18 protein-coding genes and 1 pseudogene are annotated in these 19,633 nt (G+C 34.7%); 15 read left to right on the top strand and 4 right to left on the bottom strand.

What is annotated here, in order from left to right; genetic code table 11:
• Positions 1-27 precede the first annotated feature (27 nt).
• Positions 28-1,683 carry a PTS transporter subunit IIBC gene (locus AC1VAQ_RS00920; protein ID WP_330697558.1) on the top strand — a complete coding sequence of 552 codons (1,656 nt, stop codon included), beginning with the start codon at positions 28-30 and terminating at the stop codon, positions 1,681-1,683.
• Positions 1,684-1,687: 4 nt separating this feature from the next.
• Entirely contained in the window at positions 1,688-2,479 is a 792-nt protein-coding gene (locus AC1VAQ_RS00915) for an endonuclease/exonuclease/phosphatase family protein (protein WP_302597916.1), read from the top strand.
• Between the two features lie 74 nt (positions 2,480-2,553).
• Here AC1VAQ_RS00915 and AC1VAQ_RS00910 read toward each other — a convergent pair whose 3' ends face one another.
• On the bottom strand, positions 2,554-3,417 hold the full coding sequence (locus AC1VAQ_RS00910) for a methionyl aminopeptidase (protein ID WP_334306957.1): 864 nt from the start codon (positions 3,415-3,417) through the stop codon (positions 2,554-2,556).
• 439 nt (positions 3,418-3,856) lie between these two features.
• On the opposite strand from AC1VAQ_RS00910, the gene AC1VAQ_RS00905 reads away from it, so the two are divergent.
• From AC1VAQ_RS00905 to AC1VAQ_RS00890, 4 genes and pseudogenes are all read left to right on the top strand, one after another.
• Positions 3,857-5,035 (top strand): CD0519/CD1768 family membrane protein, encoded by a 1,179-nt coding sequence (locus tag AC1VAQ_RS00905; protein WP_302597912.1) that lies wholly within the window; start codon positions 3,857-3,859, stop codon positions 5,033-5,035.
• Between the two features lie 74 nt (positions 5,036-5,109).
• Positions 5,110-5,264 (top strand): annotated as a pseudogene (locus AC1VAQ_RS00900) (IS1595 family transposase); the annotation flags it as partial.
• A gap of 110 nt (positions 5,265-5,374) precedes the next feature.
• Positions 5,375-5,779, top strand: coding sequence for a hypothetical protein (locus AC1VAQ_RS00895; protein WP_302597910.1), 405 nt, complete (start codon positions 5,375-5,377; stop codon positions 5,777-5,779).
• A gap of 127 nt (positions 5,780-5,906) precedes the next feature.
• Positions 5,907-6,662 carry a class I SAM-dependent methyltransferase gene (locus AC1VAQ_RS00890; RefSeq protein ID WP_479903383.1) on the top strand — a complete coding sequence of 252 codons (756 nt, stop codon included), beginning with the start codon at positions 5,907-5,909 and terminating at the stop codon, positions 6,660-6,662.
• A 91-nt stretch (positions 6,663-6,753) separates the two neighbouring features.
• Here the strand turns inward: AC1VAQ_RS00890 and AC1VAQ_RS00885 are convergent, their stop codons facing one another.
• Positions 6,754-7,005: a tyrosine-type recombinase/integrase gene (locus AC1VAQ_RS00885; RefSeq protein WP_479903382.1), complete on the bottom strand. Its 252-nt coding sequence runs from the start codon at positions 7,003-7,005 to the stop codon at positions 6,754-6,756.
• Between the two features lie 358 nt (positions 7,006-7,363).
• On the opposite strand from AC1VAQ_RS00885, the gene AC1VAQ_RS00880 reads away from it, so the two are divergent.
• The 4 genes from AC1VAQ_RS00880 to AC1VAQ_RS00865 all read left to right on the top strand — a co-directional run bounded on the left by AC1VAQ_RS00880 (position 7,364) and on the right by AC1VAQ_RS00865 (position 12,172).
• Positions 7,364-8,254, top strand: coding sequence for a DUF6734 family protein (locus AC1VAQ_RS00880; protein WP_479903381.1), 891 nt, complete (start codon positions 7,364-7,366; stop codon positions 8,252-8,254).
• 294 nt (positions 8,255-8,548) lie between these two features.
• Positions 8,549-9,106 carry a hypothetical protein gene (locus tag AC1VAQ_RS00875; RefSeq protein WP_303243864.1) on the top strand — a complete coding sequence of 186 codons (558 nt, stop codon included), beginning with the start codon at positions 8,549-8,551 and terminating at the stop codon, positions 9,104-9,106.
• Between the two features lie 208 nt (positions 9,107-9,314).
• The gene (locus tag AC1VAQ_RS00870) at positions 9,315-10,583 is read left to right on the top strand and encodes an aspartate aminotransferase type Ic (protein WP_479903380.1); all 1,269 of its coding nucleotides are present in this window, start codon (positions 9,315-9,317) and stop codon (positions 10,581-10,583) included.
• Positions 10,584-10,819: 236 nt separating this feature from the next.
• Positions 10,820-12,172 carry a sodium-dependent transporter gene (locus AC1VAQ_RS00865; protein ID WP_302599996.1) on the top strand — a complete coding sequence of 451 codons (1,353 nt, stop codon included), beginning with the start codon at positions 10,820-10,822 and terminating at the stop codon, positions 12,170-12,172.
• Positions 12,173-12,253: 81 nt separating this feature from the next.
• Here AC1VAQ_RS00865 and AC1VAQ_RS00860 read toward each other — a convergent pair whose 3' ends face one another.
• On the bottom strand, positions 12,254-12,973 hold the full coding sequence (locus tag AC1VAQ_RS00860) for a polysaccharide deacetylase family protein (RefSeq protein WP_302599997.1): 720 nt from the start codon (positions 12,971-12,973) through the stop codon (positions 12,254-12,256).
• Positions 12,974-13,443: 470 nt separating this feature from the next.
• Here AC1VAQ_RS00860 and AC1VAQ_RS00855 point away from each other — a divergent pair, with 470 nt between their 5' ends.
• Positions 13,444-14,112: a beta/alpha barrel domain-containing protein gene (locus tag AC1VAQ_RS00855; protein ID WP_302599998.1), complete on the top strand. Its 669-nt coding sequence runs from the start codon at positions 13,444-13,446 to the stop codon at positions 14,110-14,112.
• A gap of 74 nt (positions 14,113-14,186) precedes the next feature.
• Here AC1VAQ_RS00855 and AC1VAQ_RS00850 read toward each other — a convergent pair whose 3' ends face one another.
• Positions 14,187-15,593 (bottom strand): SGNH/GDSL hydrolase family protein, encoded by a 1,407-nt coding sequence (locus AC1VAQ_RS00850; RefSeq protein ID WP_303243863.1) that lies wholly within the window; start codon positions 15,591-15,593, stop codon positions 14,187-14,189.
• Between the two features lie 190 nt (positions 15,594-15,783).
• Between AC1VAQ_RS00850 and AC1VAQ_RS00845 the strand changes: the two genes are divergently transcribed.
• The 4 genes from AC1VAQ_RS00845 (at position 15,784) to nuoF (ending at position 19,633) form a co-directional block, all read left to right on the top strand.
• Positions 15,784-16,275 (top strand): GNAT family N-acetyltransferase, encoded by a 492-nt coding sequence (locus AC1VAQ_RS00845; RefSeq protein WP_302600000.1) that lies wholly within the window; start codon positions 15,784-15,786, stop codon positions 16,273-16,275.
• 128 nt (positions 16,276-16,403) lie between these two features.
• Positions 16,404-17,084, top strand: a complete 681-nt coding sequence (locus AC1VAQ_RS00840; RefSeq protein ID WP_302600001.1) for a response regulator — start codon at positions 16,404-16,406, stop codon at positions 17,082-17,084.
• 205 nt (positions 17,085-17,289) lie between these two features.
• Positions 17,290-17,757 (top strand): NADH-quinone oxidoreductase subunit NuoE family protein, encoded by a 468-nt coding sequence (locus AC1VAQ_RS00835; RefSeq protein ID WP_334306970.1) that lies wholly within the window; start codon positions 17,290-17,292, stop codon positions 17,755-17,757.
• Between the two features lies 1 nt (position 17,758).
• Positions 17,759-19,633, top strand: a complete 1,875-nt coding sequence (gene nuoF / locus AC1VAQ_RS00830; RefSeq protein ID WP_302600003.1) for an NADH-quinone oxidoreductase subunit NuoF — start codon at positions 17,759-17,761, stop codon at positions 19,631-19,633.

Below are 19,633 nucleotides of genomic sequence, written 5' to 3'. Positions count from 1 at the left end.
AAAATACTAGCATTGAGAGGTACAAGGATGATCGCACAAATTAAACGTAGTAAAGTGTTTTCATTTGATTTCTGGCAAAAATTTGGAAAGGCACTTATGGTTGTAATTGCAGTTATGCCAGCAGCAGGAATTATGATTTCCCTTGCAAAACTTTTAGGTATGAACTTTGATGCAGCAATTATTCAAACAATTGCGCGTGTAATGGAAGATATCGGTTGGGCAATTATAGGGAATTTGCATATCCTATTTGCAGTAGCGATTGGTGGTTCTTGGGCAAAGGAACGTGCAGGCGGAGCCTTTGCAGCACTGCTGTCATTTATATTAATAAATCGCATTACAGGTGCAATATTTGGTGTGACAAGTGATATGTTAGCAGATGGAACAGCTAGAGTAACAAGCTTATTAGGTCATGAAATGATAGTAGGTGATTATTTTACTTCTATTTTAGGTTCACCTGCACTAAATATGGGTGTGTTTGTAGGAATTATTTCAGGTTTCTTAGGGGCATATCTGTATAATAAATATTATGACTTTGATAAGTTACCACCTGCATTAGCATTTTTTAATGGTAAACGTTTTGTACCTTTTGTAGTTATTTTGGGGTCAACAGTTGTAGCAATCATTGTATCTGTTATTTGGCCATTTATTCAAGGGAGCCTTAATAGCTTTGGTCAATGGATTGCGACTTCACAAGATACGGCGCCTGTTTTAGCACCATTTGTATATGGGACACTTGAAAGACTGTTATTACCATTTGGACTTCACCATATGCTGACAGTACCTATGAACTATACGGAGTTAGGCGGCGTATATACAATGCTTACTGGCAGTGCAGCAGGACAAGTTGTGGCAGGGCAAGACCCATTATGGCTTGCTTGGATTACAGACCTTAACAACTTAAAAGCAGCAGGCGATATGACAGCTTATAGTAATCTTTTAGAGACAGTTACACCAGCACGTTTTAAAGTGGGTCAAGTTATTTTATCAACTGCATCACTTGGTGGAATTGCCCTTGCCATGTATCGTAATGTAGATGCAGATAAAAAATCAAAGTACAAAACAATGTTTTTATCAGCAGGACTTGCAGTATTTTTAACAGGTGTTTCAGAACCGATTGAATTTATGTTCATGTTTGTTTCACCAGTTTTATATGTTGTTTATGCAATTATTACAGGCATTGGATTTGCCCTTGCAGACATTATTAACTTGAGAGTACATGCTTTTGGGTGTATTGAATTTATCACACGTATTCCTATGATGATTAGTGCAGGCATTGGTATGGATGTAATTAACTTCATTGTGACAAGTATTGTATTCTTCTTCCTTAATTTTGGTGTATTTAATTTCTTAATTAAAAAGTTAAATATTGGTACACCAGGTCGTAACGGTAATTATACGGATGAGGAAAATGAAGAAGACACTGCTTTAGAAAAGGTTGAAGGTAATAATCAAGTAATGAATATTATTGCCCTCTTAGGTGGTAAAGAAAATATTGAAGATGTAGATGCGTGTATGACAAGACTTCGTGTGACAGTTAAAGATATAAACAAAGTAGGTACACAAGAAGCGTGGAAACAAAATGGTGCACTTGGACTTATTATCAAGGACTGCGGCGTCCAAGCAATTTATGGGCCAAAGGCAGATGTTTTAAAATCTCATATTCAGGATGTGTTAGGAGTATAATGGCATGAAAATATTAACTTTAAACTGTCATTCTTGGCAGGAAGATCATCAATTAGATAAGATTAACTACTTGGCCCAAGTTATTAAAGCGGAAGATTTTGACGTGATTGCTTTGCAAGAGGTAAGCCAACATATGTTAGGCAAGCAGTTTAAAGACAATTTAAAAAGTGATAATTATATGGTGATTCTTCAAGAAGCATTACAGAAATTAAATGGACCTAAATATGAAGTGGTATGGGATTTTTCACATATTGGTTTTCAGGTTTATGAAGAAGGATTATGTTTACTGAGTAAACATCCCATTGTGCGTAAGGAAAGCTTTTTTGTAAGTCAGATTGAAGACACCTTAAATTGGAAGGCCAGAAAAATTGTAAGAGCCACTATACGCTATCAAGGTGAAGAAATTGATTTATATAGTTGTCACCTAGGCTGGTGGGATGATGAGGAAGAACCTGTTAAGAATCAAATTGATTGTTTAAATAAAAAATTAAATAAATCAAGAAGAAGTTTTCTAATGGGGGATTTCAATAGTAATGCTAATGTAAAAGGTAAAGGGTATGAGTATATGCAAAACCTTGGTTGGCTAGATACGTATCATCTTGCAGCAACTAAAGATAGCGGCATTACAGTACAAGGTAAAATTCATGGATGGGAAGAAAATAATGTAGGCTTGAGACTGGACTGTATTTTTACAAATAGGCCAGTACAAGTGATAAAATCCGAGGTCATATTTAACGGCATCAATAGAGCGGTGGTGTCTGACCACTATGGCGTAGCCATAGAAGTTAAATTATAGTTAGTAAAGTGTATAAAAATAAGGTGCTATAAAACTAGCAATAGTTTCATAGTACCTTATTTTAGTTTTGTTGTCTAATAAGCTAATATTTCTACGCCATCTTCTGTGATGAGTATGGTATGTTCCCATTGTGCTGAGAGTGAATCATCTTCTGTATAAACTGTCCATTCATCATCTTCATCAATGTATACTTCATAGCCGCCTGCATTAATCATAGGCTCAACTGTAAGCACCATACCCGGTACGAGAAGCATCCCTTCTCCTTCAACGCCTACATGAGGCACAAAAGGCTCCTCGTGGAAATCGTTACCTACACCATGACCACCGAGGTCAATTACAACAGAGTAGCCATTTGCTTTAGCATGGGCATTGACAGCGGCACCAATATCGCCAAGGTGGCCCCATGGTTTAATGGCTTCAATACCTTTAATCATACACTCTCTAGAAACTTCAACGAGACGTTTGGCTTCAGGACTCACCTCGCCAATCATGTACATACGAGAAGCGTCAGCATAGTAGCCATCTAAGATGGTTGTTACATCCACATTAACAATGTCGCCTTCTTGTAAAATGGTATTTTCAGATGGAATACCATGACATACTACATTATTAATTGAAACACATACACTTTTTGGATAACCTGAATAGTTAAGTGGTGCTGGAATGCCGCCATGTTCAACAGTGTAGTTATGAACGAGGGTATTGATTTCTTCTGTATTCATACCAGCATGAATTTTAGTACCTACTAAATCTAAAATAGCATTATTAAGGGCAGCACTTTTTTTGATGCCTTCAATATTTTCTTTAGTTTTGATGATTTGTCTTGATGGAACTTCTTCACCTTGACGTTCTAAAAGCATAAGCTTTTCATCAAAGGCTAAGTGGCATTTTTTGTATTTTTGTCCGCTGCCACACCAACATGGATCATTACGATTAATTATAGTCATTTTTTTCCTCCCTAAGCCGTAATTATTTGCTAGGCTTATGTCTTTTTTATTATATACCTATTTATGATAATTTACACTAATATTTAAAGTTGATTAAGTTGACGATAATGGCAAAAATAACCTATAATACAAATAATGTGCATAGTAGGGAGCAAATACAGAGAAACCAACTAAAACCTGAAATATACATTTAGGTAGAATGGTTTCTCCCAATGATTTCACATGACTAAAGGCTATGAATAACTAAATATTATACATGTGAAATCTATATAGAGAAACCAACTAAAACTTGAAATATACATGTAGGTAGAGTGGTTTCTCCCAATCATTTCACATGACTAAAGGTTATGCAGAACTAAAATTTATACATGTGAAATCTATAATATGCTACAAATAAGCTAGAATGAGATGACAAGAAAGGAATATTTATATGAAGGAAGATAATAGGCAAAATGGACATATCAAAAAGGCGGTAAGTGTGGAAGGTATTGTTTGTTTAGTTCTTACATTTGGTGGTTTTGGTATACTTGCCACTAAAATGGGATTATCCAATATGTTTAACACGATGCTTAATACATCCTTTGACCTTTTAATTAACACTGTATTTTATATTATGGCAATTGCAGTACTTGCAGGAGCCTTTGCAGGAATACTCACAGAGTTTGGCGGCTTGGCACTTATTAATAAAGGTTTGGCTTGGCTTATGAAACCGTTATATGATTTGCCAGGAGCAAGTATTATGAGTGTACTCACAACTTATTTTTCTGATAATCCAGCGATCTTAACGCTTTGTGATGACAAGCGATTTAGACAATATTTCAAGAAATATCAACTGCCAGCTTTAACAAACTTAGGGACTGCCTTCGGAATGGGACTTATGATTACTGTTTTTATGGTAGGGATTCCAGGTGTAGGCGAACATTTAGGCCTTGCAGTGGTCATTGGAAATATTGGTGCTATAGTAGGAAGTATTGTAAGTACTAAAATTATGATGCGTTATACAAAGGCATATTATGGTACGCAGGCGTGGTGTGAAGAAAATATTGGCTACCAAACAGATTTTATTAATTATAGAGAAGTAAGAAGTGGAAGTATTGGTGAACGTTTTATGAATGCGATGCTTGAAGGCGGGCATTCAGGAGTAGGTATGGGAATGGCGATTATTCCGGGTGTACTTATTATCTGTACATTTGTCTTAATGTTAACAAATGGACCAGGTTCAGAGGGGGTTTATACAGGTGCGGCTTATGAAGGAATCGGGTTGTTACCGGTTATCGGAGAAAAGCTGACATTTATTTTACAGCCATTATTTGGGTTTTCATCACCAGAAGCTATTGCTGTACCAATTACTTCATTAGGTGCAGCAGGTGCAGCCATAGGGCTTATTCCAAATATGATTAAAGAAGGTCTTGCAAATGCCAATGACATTGCTGTATTTACAGCTATGTGCATGTGCTGGAGCGGTTATTTAAGTACGCATACAGCAATGATGGATAGTTTAAAATGCAGAGAGCTAACAGGAAAAGCAATTTTTGCCCATACGATAGGTGGTTTATGTGCAGGTATTGCAGCTAACTGGTTATTTAAAATAATAATCATGTTAGGATAGGGAAATATAAGAAGGATTGACTATAAGAGGAGCTGATGTGAAAATTTCATGACAGCTCCTTAATTTTTTGTGATAGCATGCGTAACAGAGCAAAAGCAGTAGGTGTTTGGGTTAAGACATCATTGTACATGCGTCACAAATTGCTGGATTGTATTCGGCTTATATAAGAGTTGGCCATGTAGAAGGCATTGTTGAATTGGATGAAACGATGGCTCTTGAGTCGTCCAAGGATTTTGAATGAATTAATTTGATTATTTAGATTTATTCATAAGCATGCTAAACTAAATAAAATAGATATTTTAGGAGCGAGTAAATTAGAATCTATAAAGGGGAATAGCTATGATAATAAAATTGGAAAAACTCAAATTTGATTTTGAGTACAAGCCTTTGCTTGTAGGCGGTATGGCTATGGAATATTATGGCTTGCGAAAAGCGGGGAGAGATATTGATTTGATAGTCCACCCTAGCGACCATGCAAGGTTGAAAGAAATGTATCCAAACAATATCAAGGATTTGTATGGTGATATAGGGATTTGTGAGTTTGATTTCGAAATATGGAATCAAATATGCACATTTGATTATGATTATCTTAGAGAAAAGGCTGTTGAGGAAGAAAACTGTCTTGTTGTTTCTTTGGAAAAATTACTTTTTATGAAAGCAATGGGTATGGAAATTCAAAAATATCACGATGATATGGCGCTTATTGTTAAGCTTATCTTGGATAAAGCATATGGTAAAGCATAAAGACAAATTCCAGTGAACTATAACTGCGGACCTTTCCAATAGCTCTTTTAAATTCTGAAGGGTTAATATAGAAAATATATAATTTAAGGATTATAATAAATTTAAAATTTGAAAGGATAAAACTAAAATGAATGAAAAGCGATTTGATGGACTTGGTAAGATTTACGCAAAGTTTCGCCCTTCCTATCCAGATGATTTTATAGATTATTTATACTCGAATGCTGGGTTAACAAAAGATAGCGTTGTTGCAGATGTGGGCGCTGGAACAGGTATTTTAACTGAACAGTTATTATTAAAAGGGAGTAAGGTTTTCGCAGTTGAGCCCAATGAAAATATGCGAAATATGGCCGAAGAAAATCTGCACAGATTTAAGGGATTTATCTCGGTAAGTGCCACAGCGGAAAATACAAAGGTTCTCGATAACAGCATAGATTTTATTACTGTTGCACAAGCGTTTCATTGGTTTGACAAGCAAGCCTTCAAAAAAGAATGTCAACGTATTTTGAAACCTAATGGTAAAGTTATTTTAGTTTGGAATAGCCGTGATGAAAAATCTCAATTAATTCAACTAAACGAAGCAATAAATAAAAAATATTGTACTGATTTCAAAGGATTTTCGGGTGGCATAAGCAGTGTAATTGAAAATAACGCTTTTGATGACTTTTTTACAGGTGAATTTGAAGTATGCGTATTTGACAATCCATTGTATTTTGATGAAAAGGGCTTTATTGGACGCAATTTATCCTCATCATATGCCCCTAAAGAACATGATGATATGTATGATGCTTATGTTTCGGAATTAAAGGCAGTATTTGAAGTTTATAATAAAAATGGTATTTTAATGATGCCCAATTTTACGCGCAGTTATATCGGCGCTGTATAATAACATCTCTATATTTTAAGAAATAATACAGCCAATTCCAGTTTGTAAAATTGCTTTAACAGTACTCTTAACCAATAAAATGAATTGTAAGTTATCTGAAGTTTGGCGGCAAAAAGCGAGTGCTCATGTGAAGCACTCGCTTTAAGTTTAAATCTTTTTGTCCTTTAGCCTGATAAATGAATAAACGCATCTGCTTACTAGCTACATCTTGGATATGTAACTTTTGAACTTCAGACAAACGAAGTCCGGAACTATAGGTAATAGAAAAAATAGCTTTATAACGCAGATCATCGATTACTTGTAAAAAAGGTAATATTTCATAGTCTTTAGTAATGTGCATCATAGGGAGAAATTTATTGATGTGATGTATATTTTAAACTTAGGCTCTAACAGAGCCTAAACTTATAATGGGTTTCTTTCTAATTGGGAAAAATATGCCAATATATACAAAAAATGAGACAATATTAAATATAATTTTGAATTCAAAAACAAGTGATTAAGTGTTATAATATATTTAACCACATTACACATATATTGTTAGATAATATTGGGCAGTTAAGACGTATACGAAACCAAGTATACAGACAAGCAGAAAACTCTTTTTAGGAGGAATATATATATGAGCTACTGGGAGAGCGATAGTGAAGAATCAGGTGTAGGCGGTTATGGGCTAGAGCTTATTTAAGGAAAGGGAGTAGTCAATGAACGCATTTCATTCAAATTGGACAAGGCCGTTTTTTGCAAAGCATAGCGGAGAATACTATATCGAAGACTTTGAACTCCTTACTACAATTTTATCGGCTTTAAAATGGCAACAGTTTAATGGTGATATAAAAATGGTGACGGACCTTACAGGCTATGAGTATTATCAAAGGTTAGGTATAGCATCTATATGGAATAAGGGCATAGATTATAGCTTAGAAGAAAGCGTAGATGCGGAAATAGACCCCTATACTTTTTGGGCAGCAGGTAAGCTTTATGCATTAAGACAAGAGCGTGGACCGTGTGTGATGTTAGATACAGACTTTATTATTTGGGAGAGTTTAGCTAATGAATTAATTAAACATGAACTGACAGTTATTCATAGAGAGGATATAACAGAAGAAGTATATCCGGGAATAGACAAGTTTGTCTTAGAAGATACGTACAAGATGAATGAACAATTTGATTGGCAGTTATTACCGTGTAATACAGCATTTACATTTATAAATAATGAAGAATTTAAAGAAGAATACACAAGATGCGCTATTGAATTTATGAAGAATACTAAGGCGAGAGATCCTCTTATTTACATGGTTTTTGCAGAACAAAGACTTATTTCTATGTGTGCTGCACAACATAATATAGAAATCTATAATTTTTCGGATGTAGAAACACTGTTTCATTCGTCGCAAAAAACATTTACGCATATATGGGGATATAAGTCATATCTGCAAAGGCATCCAGAAGAACGAGAGCGCTTCTGTAAACGTTGTATGCTAAGGATATTAAGGGACTTTCCTTATATGCTAGATATTTTAAATAACATTAAAGAATTAAATAAATATATGGATTGGGAAATGTTTCATGACGCACAGTTAAGTCAAGCGTAGAAGAAGGAAGGCAAGAGCCTTCCTTCTCAGATTGTTGACAAATGAATTTTTCCAAAATAAACTCACAAATTAAGTGAGGATTATTCAAGAAAATCTATTAAAATAGGGGTAAAAAGAGCAGTTTAGGTCCATTTTTACCTCTGTTTTCTATTTCTAGACTAGTAAAATACTATGGAAAAGTTAATTGTCTACAGCCTGAAGGAAGGCAAGAGCCTTCCTTCTTTTTATGTATAAATTAAATAACAAATGTGATATAATAATTATTATCAATTTGAGACATAAAGGAGACATATAATGAGTAAGATTTTATTAGCTTATGAAGATGGAGAATTTAATATAAAAATGAATGATACAATCATTAAGAAGGAGACTGACCTAGAAGCGGCAGTAGAGGTTTTTAAGCAAACTGTAAAAAATAATGGCGTTAAGCAAGGTGTGACTTGGCATAGCGTGGTAGAAAGCTTAAAAGAGATTGAGCAGGTAAAAATTAATCATGACTATAAAACTGTAACTTTTGGAAGTCTAAGATATTTTTATAATACAGGGCAAGTCTTTTACATTTGTGAAGGGCAAATGAAAACTTTAGTAGGTGGTTTTGATGTATTTAAACATATGGTAGAGATTATTAGTAAGGGACAAGATGAGAAATCACTTGTTGAACTCTGCATTTATGTAAGTGAGCGTCATGCAACATTTAGTTTAGGGGAGCAAACACTTTATATTGCATATGGTGCATTTAGTTATGGATCAGTTGGCTATGATTTTAGAGCACAGAAAATGGATAAAGGAACAAGTAGTGAAAAAACAACTTTTGAATCTTTTAAAGAATATGTATTAAGTATTGTTAAATAAGAGTAAAAAAATAAAATAAGTGATGACAAAACGGACGCTTCATTCAAAAAACTTCAAATGAAACATATAAAATCGCGTATTTTTGCGAAAAAACTAGAAAAAATGAAATTTTTATGATGATTTATTGCACAAAATAGGTTACAATATGTATAATGTGTTAGTAGATATCATAATTATAGTAAGTAAAGTTAATGGGAGGGAATTAGAAGTGTCTGAGATTACAAATTATTCGAAAGAACAATTAATTGCATTAAAGGAAGAGTTAGAAAAGCAATATGCAGAGTATATGTCACGTCAGTTAAAGTTAGATATGTCTAGAGGAAAACCAGCAGGTTCTCAATTAGATGTTACAAATGGCATTTTAGATGCATTAGAAAGCTATATTACAGAAGATGGCCTTGATGCACGTAATTACGGCGTGTTAGATGGTATACCAGAAGCAAAAAGATTATTCTCTGAGTTATTAAATATACCAACTGAGAAAATTATTATTGGTGGTAACTCAAGTTTAAATTTAATGTATGATACAATGGTGCGCTTATGTTTATTTGGGACACAAGGTCATACACCTTGGAGCAAGTTACCAGTTGTTAAATTCCTTTGCCCAAGTCCAGGATATGATCGTCACTTTGCAATTTGCGAAGATTTAGGGATTGAAATGATTACGATTCCCATGAAAGAATATGGTCCAGATATGGAACTTGTAGAGGATCTTGTTGCCAATGATGAGACCATTAAGGGGATTTGGTGTGTGCCATTATATTCAAATCCACAAGGAATTTGCTACAGTGATGAAGTGGTAGAACGTTTAGCAACTATGAAAACAGCAGCACCAGATTTTAGAATTTTCTGGGATAATGCTTATGGGGTACATCACATTTATGCAGAAGAAAAGCTTGCAGATATCTTTGAACTTGCTGAAAAAGTTGGTAATGAAGACCGCGTATATTACTTCTTCTCAACTTCTAAAATTACATTCCCAGGTGCAGGTGTAGCACTTATGGCATCTAGTTTAAGCAATGTAGCAGAAATTAAGAAGCATATGGGGATTCAAACAATTGGTCATGACAAAATCAATCAACTACGTACAGTACATTACTTCAAAAATGCTGAGGGTGTACGCGTACATATGAAAAAATTAGCAGAAGAGCTTAAACCTAAATTTGATATTGTTTTAAAAACTTTAGAGAGAGAACTTGCAGGAACGGGACTTGCAACCTGGACGAAACCATTAGGCGGCTACTTCGTTGCAATTGATACGTATGAAGGTTGTGCAAAAGAAACAGTAGCATTAGCCAAGGCTGCTGGCGTTGTAATGACAGGTGCGGGGGCAACATTCCCTTACAAAAAAGATTTACATGACCGTAATATTCGTATTGCACCAACTTATCCAACAACAGATGAGTTACAAATTGCAATGGATTTATTCTGTGTATGTGTAAAACTTGCAGGTGTCAATAAATTATTAGCTAATTAATAATTAGTAATCGAGAATAAATTATATAGAGATAAAAAGCTGTCTTAATGCAAATATTGCAATGAGACAGCTTTTTATTTTCTTGAGATTGTTTGATTTATAAGAACAATCTTAATAATACATAAAACAAAAGACTAAATATTATGTCAAATGAATTTTGTTGTAATGTGTAAAATTATATGATATATTATTTTAAAATAAGCGCGAAACATATCGACGTATGATGGAGGATCAAAATGGAGAGTAGAAGTAAATTTTCAAGTAAACTAGGCTTCGTTCTAGCAGCTGCTGGTTCAGCCGTTGGCTTAGGAAACATTTGGCGTTTCCCATATCTTGCCGCAAAATATGGCGGAGGAATATTTTTATTAGTATATATTTTATTAGTTGTAACTTTTGGGTTCACAATTATGATAGCAGAAACTGCATTAGGACGTAAAACAGGGTTAAGTCCAATTGGCGCCTACCGTGCACTTAATAAGAAATATAGCTTTATTGGTATCATTGCAGCTATTGTGGCTTTTTTAATCTTACCGTATTACAGCGTAATTGGTGGCTGGGTTATTAAATATTTTGTATCTTATGTAACAGGTGTAGGTTCAGCTATGGCTGGGGATACATATTTTACAGATTATATTGCAAAGCCTGTTGAACCGATTCTTTGGCAAATGCTATTTGTTGTGTTCTCAGCAGTGGTAATCTTACGTGGGGTAAAAAATGGGATTGAAAAAGCAAGTAAAATCTTTATGCCAATTCTTGTTGCATTATCAGTAGTAGTGGCTATTTACTCAATTACATTACCTGGTGGAATGGATGGTCTTAAATATTTCTTAGTACCAGATTTATCTAAGTTTTCAATAAAAACAGTTGTTGCGGCGCTTGGACAAATGTTTTATTCAATGTCTTTAGCAATGGGGATTATGATTACATACGGTTCTTACTTCAAAAAAGAAGATGACCTTGAAAAGTCTATAGGACATATTGAGTTATTTGACACAGGAATCGCAATCATTGCAGGGATGATGATTATTCCAGCTGTATTTGCTTTCTCAGGTGGCGATGAAACTGCATTAGGTGCAGGTCCAGGACTTATGTTCATCACTTTACCTAAAGTATTTGAAAATATGGGAATGAGCCGTATCATTGGATGTGTGTTCTTCTTATTAGTATTCTTTGCAGCATTAACATCAGCTATTTCACTTATGGAAGCAGTTGTAGCAGTCTTCTGTGATGAATTTAAATGGAATAGAAAGAAAGCAACACTTATTGTAACGGCTTGTGCAATCTTGTTAGGTATTCCTTCTTCATTAGGAAATGGGATTTGGAGTGAATTCAAGATATTAGGTCTTGCTTTCTTAGATCAAATGGATTTCTTAACAAATGCTATTTTAATGCCAATCGGTGCACTTCTGACATGTATCTTTGTGGGGTATGTTATTAAACCACAGACAATTATCGATGAAGTTAAACAGTCATCGGCGTTTAAAAAAGAAAAATTATTTGTTGTAATTATTAAATACATTGCACCAATCTGTATTGTAGCAATTTTAATCAGCTCAATATTAGATACATTTGGTATCATGAAATTATAATCATATTGCACAATAAAAGATACGATTTATTGCACTGAATTTTTCGGGCAATAGGTCGTATCTTTTTGTGTTGTTTGTTATTTATTGTTTAATGCGATAGTAGTAAGGGGGTGTTGTATTATCAATGATTTTAAATGTGTAGCCCTGTTCCTTATAGTATTTGATAATCTCAGGTAAAGCACAACATGTATTTTTATTATTGGAATTGCAATGTGCTAAGATGATTTTGCGAGGACTCTTATCACGGAATTTTTTAGCATTACGTACAAATTCACTAGGTGCAAGATTACCTTTGATGCCATCTTCTAAATCAACATTCCAATCGTAAATTTGATAGCCTTTTTGATTGAGTGCTTCTAGCCACTGTTTGGTAAGTCTACCGGCACTGCCACCAGGAAATCGTATAGCTTTAATATCAAGGCTAGTTCCGAGTGCTTCGTTAATAGCATTTAAGTCTTGGTCCATTTCATCAATAAAGGCGTCTGCGCTTTGATAGATTTTTTTAAAGTCATGGCTATAGGTATGAAGACCTATACCATGTCCTTCTTCATAAATACGCTTTAAAATTGCTTCTCGCCCCTTGATTTCTTTTCCTACAATAAAAAATGTTGCCTTCACATCATTTTCTTTTAAAATATCTAACAGCTCCTCTGTAATTTTAGGTGTAGGGCCATCGTCGAAGGTGAGATAAACGGTTTTTTCCTCCGGTGTGGTATTTTCAGTGGCATAAGCGCAGTTGGTAATAAATATCAAGGCGAGGAAGAGGGATAAAGTAGGTAATAAATAGATGAACTTCTTCATAATAACCTCCATTCAAAATAAGTTCCTTTAGTTGTTGTAAGTATACATTTTACACCCGTATGTTTTCATGATTTGTTATAAGGATTCTTCGCGTGTATAGGTTGTTTCTTTATAGTATGTACAAACTTCTAATTATTATTTATAAGCTTGTCTATAGATTTCACATTTATAAAATTTAGTTATGCATGATTTTTAGGTATGTGAAAAACCTATATACCTATATGTATAGTTTAAGCTTTTAGTTGGTTTCTCTATAGATTTCACATTTATAAAATTTAGTTATGCATAGTTTTTAGTTGTTTTCTCTATATAGATGGCAAATCTATAAGCCTATTTAAAAAGAATAAAGGAAAAGAGGCTGTACATACTAACAAGGAGTTTAAAAGAAAATTTACAGAAGGTATATGGAATTTTTATGTAAATCATGTATAATAGAAATCTCAGTATACTTGAATGAGAAGGAGAAAAAGATGGAACATAATTACATACCTGAGGTAACAAGCAATCTTAGAAACAATTATGTGCGTGTACCAGAAGAAATTGATTTATGTACGGGAATATATATTTTTGGAAAGCATATTAAGTCTCTAATATTTACAACAGACGTTGCAATTATTAAAAATACTAATGCGGATGCTGTTATCGCAGTTTATCCATTTACCCCACAACCAACGATTACACAGGCGATTTTAAGTGTATCAGATATACCGGTGATTTGTGGTGTAGGCGGGGGGATTACCCATGGCATTCGTTCAGCTAATATTGCACTGCATGCAGAGTTTCAAGGTGCTATAGGTGTTGTATTAAATGCGCCTGTACCAAATGAAACAATTACTTATGTTAAGGAACATATTGATATCCCTGTAATTGCAACAGTAATCAGTGAGAAGACGGATATAGAAGGAAAAATTAAGGCAGGGGCAGATATCATCAATGTTAGTGGTGGAGCAAGAACAGCTGAAATTGTTAAATATATTAGAGATAAGTACCCAACGCTACCGATTATTGCGACAGGAGGTTCTTCGGGAGAAACAATTAAAGCGACAATAGCAGCAGGTGCTAACTGTATTACGTATACACCACCGACCACAGCAGAACTTTTTAGAGCAAAGATGCATCAATATCGTGCGGAAGAATAAAATAACCATTCCATATAAAAAGAGGCGTATTACACCAGTATAAGATTAGTGTAATGTGCCTCTTTTGGTATTTGTTATCTTGTTTTTTGAATGATGCTACTTAAGGCATCCCCCATTTGAAGTTGACCAATAGTATTATTAGGATGAATACTATTGACGGGAACACGTACATTGGTAGATACACCATTTAGTTGAACCGTTGTTTCTTTATAATCAAAACCATTAGTTGTATCTAGATTTAAATGCATAGGTGCAATATAAGTGTTTTGTGAAAGGGCTTCATCCGTATCGAAAGTCTTTAGTAAGTAATAAGTGGCAAGTTTAGTGTTACGATCAAATCTCGTATAGCGCCAGTTGTAATCATCAATCATACTTTCATTTGGTCCTAGGGGTAATGTACAAACAAGTACCTTGATATTAGGGTCATATGTATGGATTGAGTTTATAGCCTCTTTATAATAAGATAAATACTCGTCCACATTGTTAAAGCCGTTAGCAACACCAAAATCATTTGTACCTAATAAAATACTGACATGAGTAGGTGCGCCATTTGGGAAGGCATCCGCAAAACGTTGCATATATTTTGTGAAGTTAAATTCAAATTCCGTAGGTTGCACCATGCGTGTTTCCCAATTAAAACCATTCCATTCTACCCATTGTTGACCTTCTGGGCGTGTAGGATCAACCATAACATCGCCAATTTCGGGATGTTTGTAATAGCCGTTTTCATCATAGAGATATTCACCGGTATCAGACCAACCACGGGCAATTTTTTGGAAACCTTCATAGAGGTAATACTTAGGATTAGTATAGCAAATATTTTGCCAATCTCTAGTATTGCCTTTATAATGATATCCGTCTACATCTACAGGAAATACAAAAGGGCTATCTAAATCTTGGGAGTTAATGTTTTTAAAATAACGTTCAAAAGTCCATCCCCCACGTCCTTCACGTGGGTAGTCTTCGCCAGGATAAACCCTAGTACCTACAGTTTCTATATTAGGTAAATTGCTTTTAATTTGGGTGAGATATATACCGGCACGCGTTAAGCTATCACCAATGGCTAGAAGACGTACAGGTGTTTCGTTGGTTTTATCAATCACTTCAACCTGCATGGTTTTACTTAGAGTAGTAGAACCATCTGAGGAAGTGGCTTCGAGTGAGAGATTAAAGTTATTATTTTGAAGCTGACCATTTTCAAAAACATCTTTATAAAGCCAGCGGCCTGTAAGGGCAGCGCCAGATGAAGCATAAAGATTGATATAGTTAACCTTTGAGTTGGATAAAAGAACATTTTTAAAATATAAGTTATAACGTCCTACCTGTTCAGGGGTGCCTTGTAGTATATAAAGCTGCCTAGGGAGCAAGATGTCTTCTATTTTATAGTCAGGAGAATAAATTGGTGTTCCTTCTGCAGACAAAACAACATGACGTGTACTTGTAAGTGTTGTTTGTGCAAAAGTTGGTATTGAAAAGGCCATAGAGAGCCCTAGTATCACAGAAAATATTAATTTTTTACACATTTATTATTTCACATCCTTTAACTATTAGTGTATATTGTAAAATGGCTTTTGACAATGACAGTTTCATTACAAAATATTAAGATATTGTATATTTTGTGAGAAAGGCTATAATGAATATACAAATAATTTTTAGGATAGGGGGAATAAGATGAAAGCATATGTTATAAGAGAAATTATAGGGGAAGAAATAGAAGAAAGTGCAAAGGTAATTAGAGAAAGTTTTCGTACAGTAGCAGATGATTTTAATTTTACATATGAAAATAATCCTATGCATGGGGCTTTTTTGAAAAAGGAACGTTTGGAAAATGAAAGACAACAAGGCATAGAACTATATGGAATGTTTGTAGAAAATAAGCAGGTCGGATTTGTAGCGCTAGAAAAGCTAAGGGATGGCGCCTATGAAATGCAAAAATTAAGTGTATTGCCTGCTTTTAGACATCTAGGATATGGTGAAGCTTTGGTAGACTTTATAAAGCAAACAGTTATAGAAAAAGGAGGCAAAAGAATTGTGATTGGTACCATTGCTAATAATAATATTCTTAGAAAATGGTATGAAAAGTTAGACTTTAAAATGGAGGAAATAAGAAGTTTTAAACATATACCCTTTGAAGTGGGCATTATGGGATGTTTTATTAAATAGATAATAAGAGAAATGTTAAAAATGGAAGTATTTTCAAAATGGAGATATAATGTTATAATAATATAATAGAAATAAACTATAAAAACATTGCATAGACATAAGTAGAATGACTCAAGAGGAGCAATATGATGAAAAAAGTACTAATAGTAGAAGATAATCCTATGTCAGCAGCAATTAATAAGATGTATCTAGAACGACTAGGCAATATAGAGGCGATAGGTCCTGTAACTACCCTTGAAGAAACGATTGAGGTCATTTGTAAGGAAAATATAGCACTTATCTTATTAGATGTTTATCTACCAATGACAACGGGGATAGAGATTTTAAGGTATTTAAGAGAAAAGAAATGTTTAGTAGATGTTATTATGATTACAGCTGCTAAAAATAGTGATGAGATTCAAGAAGCCTTTGCATATGGGGCAGTAGATTATCTTGTAAAACCATTTTCTTTTGAACGTTTTAAAGAAGCTATTAAAAAACATGAAATTAAAAATGAAGTGCTAAGACAAAAAGTGATTTTAGAGCAAGCAGATATTGATGTAACCTATAAAAAGCGAGAAGGTTCAAGAAGTAATTTACCTAAGGGGCTAGAGCATCGTACATTAGCTAAAGTAATGCATACATTAGAAAATGTAACTGAAAGCAGTTGGACTTTAAAAGAGCTGGCAAGTTATATTGGTGTAAGTAATGTAACTATTAAGAAGTATATGGATTATTTAGAAGAAATGGGGCAAGTAGAAGTATCTATTAATCGTGGTTGTATTGGGAGACCAGAGTTAAGATATGCCTTGAAACAACAACACATGTAGTCATGGCTAGATGTGTAAATAAAAATAGGTCAAAAAGTATATAAATACTTTTTGACCTATTTTTGCTTTTAGGCAATTTAACTAAAAATAAACACATATTAAACTAAAAATAAATAAAATTCTAAATAAACATTGACTTTGTGAGGTGGGCAAGGTATTTTTAAAGTAAGATTCTTTTTTATGAATGGAGGATGCTATGAAAACTATTTTGGAACAAGATAAGTTGGATGAAATTCTAAAGAAAAATGGTTCAGAAAAAAGTAATATTATTAGTATTTTGCAGGATATACAAGAGTTATACAGATATATACCTGAGGAGGTATTTCCCTATCTTGCCGAAAAGTTACATATGAGTAGTGCTAAAATTTATGGTGTAGCAACTTTTTATGAAAACTTTTCATTAGAACCTAAAGGAAAGTATGTGATTAAGATATGTGATGGTACAGCGTGTCATGTAAGAAAATCAGTTCCCATACTGAATAAGCTTAGGGAAACGCTGGAACTTAGTGAAGAAAAAACAACGACAGATGACTTACTTTTTACCATTGAAACTGTATCTTGTTTAGGCGCTTGTGGACTTGCGCCCGTAATGATGATTAATGATGAAGTACACGGGGCAATGACGCCAGAGAAAGCTATAACTCTTTTAAATGAATTAAAGGAGGAGAAGTAGTATGTTACAAAATAGAGAAGCATTACACGAGGCAAGAAAACGTTATAGTGAGGCATTAGGGCTTCAAAACATTAAAATATTAGTTTGCTGTGGTACAGGATGTATAGCAGGTGGCTCACTTCACATTTACGAAGAATTTGAACGTATAATGAAAGAAAGAAATTTACCTTTTTCAGTAAGTTTAGAAGAAGAGCCTCATGAGAAGTCAATCGGCATTAAAAAAAGTGGATGTCATGGGTTCTGTGAAATGGGACCTTTGGTACGTATAGAACCTTGGGGCTATTTATATATAAAAGTAAAAGTAGAAGATTGCGCCGAAATCGTAGAAAAGACACTGATAAAAGGTGAATGTATTGACCGACTTGTTTATCATAAAAACGGTGAAACTTATGAAACACAAGCTCAGATTCCATTTTATGCAAAACAAACACGTCTTGTGTTAGAACATTGCGGACATATTGATGCCACCTCTATTGAGGAATATATTGCACTTGGAGGATATAAGGCATTAGAAAAGGCACTTTTTGAAATGCGTGATGAGGATATTGTAAGTGAAATCTCAGACTCTAATTTAAGAGGACGTGGGGGCGGCGGATTTCCTACAGGACGTAAATGGTCGCAAGTTAAAAGGCAAACAGAACCTATAAAATATGTCGTATGTAATGGTGATGAAGGAGACCCAGGTGCATTTATGGACCGAAGCATAATGGAAGGCGATCCACATCGTATGCTCGAAGGAATGATGATAGCCGCTAGGGCATGTGGTGCTAGAGAAGGATATATTTATGTGCGTGCGGAATATCCATTAGCCATTAGCCGTTTGAGCCGTGCCATTGCACAAGCAGAAGAAAAAGGACTTTTAGGAGAAAATATTTTAGGGACAGATTTTAGCTTTGATATAAAAATTAATCGTGGCGCAGGTGCTTTTGTATGTGGCGAAGGAAGTGCCCTTACTGCGTCCATTGAAGGAAAACGTGGCATGCCTAGAGTTAAACCACCTCGTACCGTAGAACATGGTTTGTTTGAGAAACCAACGGTTTTGAACAATGTAGAAACCTATGCCAATGTGCCACTTATTATATTAAACGGTGCAACTTGGTATAAGGGAATTGGCCCAGAAAATAGTCCAGGGACAAAGGCCTTTGCATTAACAGGAAATATTGAAAATACAGGGCTCATTGAAGTGCCCATGGGAACGACGCTTAGAGAAGTGATTTTTGATATTGGTGGCGGTATGCGTGGTGGAACAGGATTTAAGGCAGTTCAAATAGGAGGACCTTCTGGAGGCTGTCTTACAACGAAGGATTTGGAGTTGCCACTTGACTTTGATTCTCTTAAAAAGGTTGGTGCCATGATTGGTTCTGGCGGACTTGTTGTAATGGATGAAAACACATGTATGGTAGAAGTTGCAAGATTCTTTATGAACTTCACACAAAATGAGTCTTGTGGAAAATGTATTCCTTGTCGTGAAGGGACGAAGCGTATGCTTGAGATACTTGAGCGTATTGTAGCAGGTAGCGGTAAGGAAAATGATATTGATACGTTACTTGAACTTGCAGATACGATTTCTGCTACAGCACTATGTGGACTTGGAAAAACAGCTGCTTCTCCTGTTATCAGTACAATTAAAAACTTTAGAGAAGAATATGAAGCCCATATCAATGAAAAACGATGTCCATCTAGAACCTGTGAGAAATTACGCCATATTTATATCGATGAGAGTATTTGCAAAGGATGTTCAAAGTGTGCTAGAACATGTCCTGTTGGCGCTATTTCGGGAAAAATCAAAGAGACATTCCATATTGATAAAGAAAAATGTATTAAATGTGGTGCCTGTATGGCAGCATGTCCATTTAAAGCAGTAAAGGAGGATTAG

This window comes from Cellulosilyticum sp. (assembly GCF_982396655.1).
This window is presented reverse-complemented; position numbering and strand designations above follow the sequence as displayed.